Origin of the sequence: Phenylobacterium sp. (genome assembly GCF_036723115.1) — a bacterium.
Classification (GTDB): domain Bacteria; phylum Pseudomonadota; class Alphaproteobacteria; order Caulobacterales; family Caulobacteraceae; genus Phenylobacterium.
Genome location: NZ_DAIMHV010000089.1, coordinates 6,489 through 11,265, shown reverse-complemented (window position 1 = coordinate 11,265; position 4,777 = coordinate 6,489). Strand labels below are relative to the sequence as shown.

General features: G+C 66.9%; 6 protein-coding genes and 1 tRNA gene. 5 read left to right on the top strand and 2 right to left on the bottom strand.

The annotated features are described in order from the left end of the window. Nucleotides 1-221: 221 nt before the first annotated feature. On the bottom strand, nt 222-536 hold the full coding sequence (locus tag V7D28_RS10190) for a zinc-finger domain-containing protein (RefSeq protein ID WP_442957926.1): 315 nt from the start codon (nt 534-536) through the stop codon (nt 222-224). Nucleotides 537-664: 128 nt separating this feature from the next. Between V7D28_RS10190 and V7D28_RS10185 the strand changes: the two genes are divergently transcribed. From V7D28_RS10185 to V7D28_RS15335, 3 genes are all read left to right on the top strand, one after another. Beyond that, nucleotides 665-1,627: an ABC transporter ATP-binding protein gene (locus V7D28_RS10185; RefSeq protein ID WP_333587274.1), complete on the top strand. Its 963-nt coding sequence runs from the start codon at nt 665-667 to the stop codon at nt 1,625-1,627. 97 nt (nt 1,628-1,724) lie between these two features. Further along, nucleotides 1,725-1,801, top strand: a tRNA-Arg gene (locus V7D28_RS10180). Between the two features lie 173 nt (nt 1,802-1,974). Next, nucleotides 1,975-2,121, top strand: a complete 147-nt coding sequence (locus tag V7D28_RS15335; protein ID WP_442957925.1) for a DUF6538 domain-containing protein — start codon at nt 1,975-1,977, stop codon at nt 2,119-2,121. A 48-nt stretch (nt 2,122-2,169) separates the two neighbouring features. Here the strand turns inward: V7D28_RS15335 and V7D28_RS10175 are convergent, their stop codons facing one another. Then, nucleotides 2,170-2,736: a hypothetical protein gene (locus V7D28_RS10175; protein WP_333587273.1), complete on the bottom strand. Its 567-nt coding sequence runs from the start codon at nt 2,734-2,736 to the stop codon at nt 2,170-2,172. A 313-nt stretch (nt 2,737-3,049) separates the two neighbouring features. Between V7D28_RS10175 and V7D28_RS10170 the strand changes: the two genes are divergently transcribed. Beyond that, nucleotides 3,050-3,451, top strand: coding sequence for a putative quinol monooxygenase (locus V7D28_RS10170; protein WP_333587272.1), 402 nt, complete (start codon nt 3,050-3,052; stop codon nt 3,449-3,451). A 191-nt stretch (nt 3,452-3,642) separates the two neighbouring features. Further along, complete coding sequence (locus V7D28_RS10165) at nt 3,643-4,479, top strand: outer membrane protein (RefSeq protein ID WP_333587271.1); 837 nt, start codon at nt 3,643-3,645, stop codon at nt 4,477-4,479. Nucleotides 4,480-4,777: the final 298 nt, after the last annotated feature.

Below are 4,777 nucleotides of genomic sequence, written 5' to 3'. Positions count from 1 at the left end.
TCGCCTTCATCTGGGCCGGCGCCGGCGTCTTCGCCTACGGCCTGTGGCGCGCCGCCCGCCGCCTGCCTGTGCGGCCCTCTAGCGGCGCGCAGCGCCGTTAGAAATCAGAACACGAAGGACACAAAGGACTCGAAGACGAAGGCGCCGAACTTCGTGCTCTTCGTGTCCTTCGTGGTTCAAATGAATCCCGCGCCTGCGGCGCAAGGGAGACTCCGGCGGGCTCAGTGGCCGTGGGGGCCTTCATAGACGCCGGGCGCCAGGCGCTCGTTCTCGGGTCCTTCGCCGGCGTCGGGCGCCAGTTCGAAGCGGCGGTCGCAATAGGGGCATTCGACGAAGGTCGCCCCGCCCATCTCCAGCCACACCCGGGGATGGCCAAGCGCCCCGCCCACTCCGTCGCAGGCGATGCGGCCGCTGCGCACATAGACCACCTCAGGCGCGGGCGCCGCGGCGGTGAGCGCCGTGACCGCAGGCTTGGCCGGCATGGGCTCAGGCCCCGACTGGACCTCGACGCCGCGGTTCTCCACCGGAAGGGCCATGGCTGTTTCTCCACGCGCAAAGCTTGGCGCGACCTGCGCCCGGGCCTAGGTATGCGAGGCGGGCGCAGCCCGTCAACGTGGCGCGACCGCACGCAGGCGCGCCCAGCAGCACCGCCAAGGGGGACGGCATGGAGCTTCCGGAATTCGCCATCGAGGCCCGCGGCCTGGTCAAGACCTATCCGGCCACCAAGACCATGCCGGAGATGAAGGCCATCCGCGGCATCGACCTGGCCATTCCCCGGGGCTCCATCTTCGGCCTGCTGGGACCCAATGGGGCGGGCAAGTCCACCTTCATCAACACCCTGGCCGGCCTGACCAAAAAGACCGCCGGCACGGTGAAGATCTGGGGCCGCGACATCGACGAGCGCCCCCGTGACGCCCGGGCGGCCATCGGCGTGGTGCCCCAGGAGATCGCCGCCGACCCCTTCTTCACCCCCCGGGAATCCCTGGAGGTCCAGGCCGGCATGTACGCCGTGCCCCGCAAGGCGCGCCGCACCGACGAGCTGCTGGCCGCCCTGGGTCTGGCCGACAAGGGCAATGCCTATGTGCGCCAGCTGTCGGGGGGCATGAAGCGCCGCCTGATGGTGGCCAAGGCCATGGTGCACAACCCCCCCGTCCTGATCCTGGACGAGCCCACCGCCGGCGTGGACGTGGAGCTGCGCCGCCAGCTCTGGAACTATGTGGTGGAGCTGAACCGCAAGGGCGTGACCATCGTGCTCACCACACACTATCTGGAAGAGGCCCAGGAGCTCTGCGACCAGATCGCCATCGTCAACAAGGGCCAGGTGGTGGCCTGCGAGCCCACCCCCGTCCTGCTGGCGAGGCTCGACACCCGCAATGTCATCGTCACGCCTGAGACCCCGGTGGACCAGGCGCCGGACCTGGGGGGCTTCGAGACCCGCCTGCGTCCCGGCGGCGCCTTCAGCGTCTCCTATCGCACCGGCCAATCCAGCGTCGAACAGGTGCTGGCCGCCGTGCGCGCCGCCGGCCTGCAGATCCGCGACATCGCCACCGAAGACCCAAGCCTGGAGGATGTCTTCGTCGACCTGACCACCGAACGCGCCCCCGAACCGGCCCCGGAACCGGCCTGAACCGGCCTGAACCCGCCTGAACGCGCAAGGGCCGCCGCTTCGCGTTTGCGATGGCGCAGGCTTTCGGCTAGAAACCCGCTCCGCCCGCAAGGCGCAGGCACCCGTAGCTCAGCTGGATAGAGCGTTGCCCTCCGAAGGCAAAGGTCACACGTTCGAATCGTGTCGGGTGCGCCATCGGTCCAATCGTCCCTGAAAACGTTGAACAATCCCCATCCGGCGAACCGCTTTTCGACGATTGCTACACAACCCTGCTCCATAATCGGCCCGGCGATCCGGGCTTAAGCTGCTCTAATCGTTCAGGAAAACGGTCGGAGGACAGCTACACAAAGCCTCTACACGTTATTCGAATGCATCTCGTGGCGCGGGATGGTCGCCTCTATTACCGGCGTCGGGTGCCCAAGGCCCTTCGTGGGATTGTCGGCAGGAGGGAGATTTGGAGATCGTTGTGGAAGGACAGGAGTTTGAGGTGCTGCCCAATCTTTGGGAGAAGCTAAGCGCGACGATGGGGAGCACCCTGAGTCTCCTGACCGAGTAGCCGCACCTCAGCCTAGTTCGCCGGTAGGCGGCCTGAACGAGGCGGCGACGGCGGCGATGCTCTGCTTGAGGTCATCGGGCGCGAGTTCAACGCTGAGGGCGCCCACGATTGCATCTACCTCTCGCAGGTCCTCGATGATCCGGCTGAGACTTGCCAAGTCGCTGGGGTGGTAGATGGGCGGCTTCTGTCGCCTTCTTGCGCGGGCGACAAGGGCGTCACTTTGGAGGTCCACGACATACTCCGCGTGGGCGAGGGCGTTCCGCTTCTCCGAAAGCGAGGCTGTGCGTTCGAGAATCGCATCAAGAAGCTCGGCTTGAACGGCGGATAGCTGCATTGTCCGAGCGGCCAGCCTCAACAGCTTGGCTCGGCCCTGATGGGTGTTCTCGCCTTCCCACACGGCGGCGGCGAAATCTCGAACTGGCTCCAAGAGCCTTTCGAAGATGTCCCTCAGACGAAGCTCATGACGGTTCCAGAGGATCGTGATGACACCGATTGCCTCGGCCTCGGCGCCAAAGCCGTCGAGTATTTCGCTCGCGCCCTGAACGAAGCCCAATGGATAGTGACGATCTTCCATTGTCGATCCTGATCTACCGGCTGCGCGAGCCTATCCCACATCGCGATAAATACCGGCATGACGAACGCAGGTAACGACTTCTATCACCAGCTTGCGCGCCGCAACCTCACACCAGCCTGCGCGACTATTCCAGTCGCTACCTCGGCATGGCCGAGAACTACGGCTGTCTGCGTGGCGACCGTGGTCCTTCCGAACGCCCTCATCAACCTGTTCAGGCGCCTTTGGGAAGAGCGGCACTACATCCTTACCGCGAGGGTGGACGTCTGGCGCCTGGAACGAGCAGTATGGTGCGAACGCCGCACAGCGAGGGCGCATGCCTCAGACCCGTTCCCCCGCCCCCACCCGTCGTCAGGCCCTGGCCGGCGCGGCGGCGAGCTTGGCGGCGGGGTCCGCCCTCACCCAGGAGACCGCGTCCATGTATGGCCTGATCGGCAAGATGACGGCCCGCCCGGGCCAGGGGGCGGCGCTGGCGCAGGTGCTGCTGGAGGGGGTTTCGGGCATGCCCGGCTGCCTCAGCTATGTGGTGGCCGCGGACCCCGCGGCGCCCGACGTCCTGTGGATCACCGAGGTCTGGGAGACCGGCGAGGCCCATCGGGCGTCCCTGTCCCTGCCCTCGGTTCAGGCCGCCATCGCCCGGGGCCGGCCGATGATCGCCGCCCTGGAATCCGTCGCCCAGACCCAACCCCTGGGCGGCCACGGCCTGGGCGGGGCCTGAGGGCCTTTCCCCCTCCTCACACCGTTAGGCGAGCGGCGTCTGGCAGGGGCGCCTCAGGTGGCAAAGTGTCGCCTTGCGGACACACCTGATCCTCCAAACGCCCGTCGCCTGAGCCTCTGATGCATCGCCCGGCCAGGGGCGGCGTTGCCCCCGTCCGGCCTGAGGGGGCCAGAGATTTTGTGAGGACTATGATGAAGAAGATGCTTTGCGCGGCCGCCGCCATCGGGGCGCTCAGCGCCGCCGGCTTCGCCACCACCGCCGCGGCCCAGCAGGCCGGCGACTGGTCGGGCGCCTATGTGGGCGGCTTCGCCGGCTATGGCTGGCAGGCCGACAAGGACGATCTGGAAGGTTTCGCCTTCGACACCAATCTGGACGGCTCGTTCACCGATACGGTGCGCACCGGGACCGGCGGCAACGCCTTCGCGCCGGGCGTCTGCGACGGCACGACCCTGTCGCCCACCCTGGCCACCGCCTGCCGGGGCGACCAGGACGGCTTCGAGTTCGGCGTGAAGGCCGGCTATGACTGGCAGTTCGGCAATATCGTCATGGGCCTCGTGGGCGAGGCCGCCCGCACCAATGTGCAGGACGGCGTCACCGCCTTCTCCACCACGCCCGCGGCCTACTCCATGGATCGCAAGCTGAAGGGCCTGCTGGCCGCCCGCGCCCGGGTGGGCTATGCGGCGGGCGACACCCTGCCCTATGTGACCGGGGGCTATGCCTGGGGCGATATCGATCGCCGCTTCTCCACCACCAACACCGCCAACACCTTCACCGCCACCTCGGACGACAAGGGCGCCCATGGCTGGCAGCTGGGCGGCGGGGTGGAGCACAAGGTCACCTCGGACCTGAGCCTGGGCCTGGAATACCTCTACACCCGCCTGGATGACGGCGATTACACCATCCGCGCCGCCGGCGGCCCGGCCGGCGGTCCCTTCACCGCGACCAATGCGGCGGGCACCGACTTCCGCCGCACCCAGGAGGACTTCAACGTCCACTCCGTGCGCCTGGGCGCCAACTACCGCTTCTAGGACGCTACGCTCCTCCTAGGATGTAAGGCCCCTGCGGCGTGTTTCGACGCGCCGCAGGTCGGCCGCCTATACAGCCTGAGCGAAAGTGCGGCGCCGGCGCTTACCTCTGATGATCTTTTTTGCTGCACTTGCAAATTGTATTACCCAAAACGTGTGGCGCCGCGACAGCGGTTAATGCCTTATTCAATACATGAGGCGGCTATGTCCCCAATCAGCTTGGGGATAATTGAATGTTTCGTCGCAGGGACAAGGGGCCGAGCCCCGAACATGTGCGCGGGCTAGAGGCGTTGAGCGCAGC

Excerpts from the sequence above, each read along its gene's own strand:
- V7D28_RS10190 (WP_442957926.1), bottom strand. The coding sequence starts at position 536 with ATGGCCCTTCCGGTGGAGAACCGCGGCGTCGAGGTCCAGTCGGGGCCT.
- V7D28_RS10185 (WP_333587274.1), top strand. The coding sequence starts at position 665 with ATGGAGCTTCCGGAATTCGCCATCGAGGCCCGCGGCCTGGTCAAGACC.
- V7D28_RS15335 (WP_442957925.1), top strand. The coding sequence starts at position 1,975 with ATGCATCTCGTGGCGCGGGATGGTCGCCTCTATTACCGGCGTCGGGTG.
- V7D28_RS10175 (WP_333587273.1), bottom strand. The coding sequence starts at position 2,736 with ATGGAAGATCGTCACTATCCATTGGGCTTCGTTCAGGGCGCGAGCGAA.
- V7D28_RS10170 (WP_333587272.1), top strand. The coding sequence starts at position 3,050 with ATGCCTCAGACCCGTTCCCCCGCCCCCACCCGTCGTCAGGCCCTGGCC.
- V7D28_RS10165 (WP_333587271.1), top strand. The coding sequence starts at position 3,643 with ATGAAGAAGATGCTTTGCGCGGCCGCCGCCATCGGGGCGCTCAGCGCC.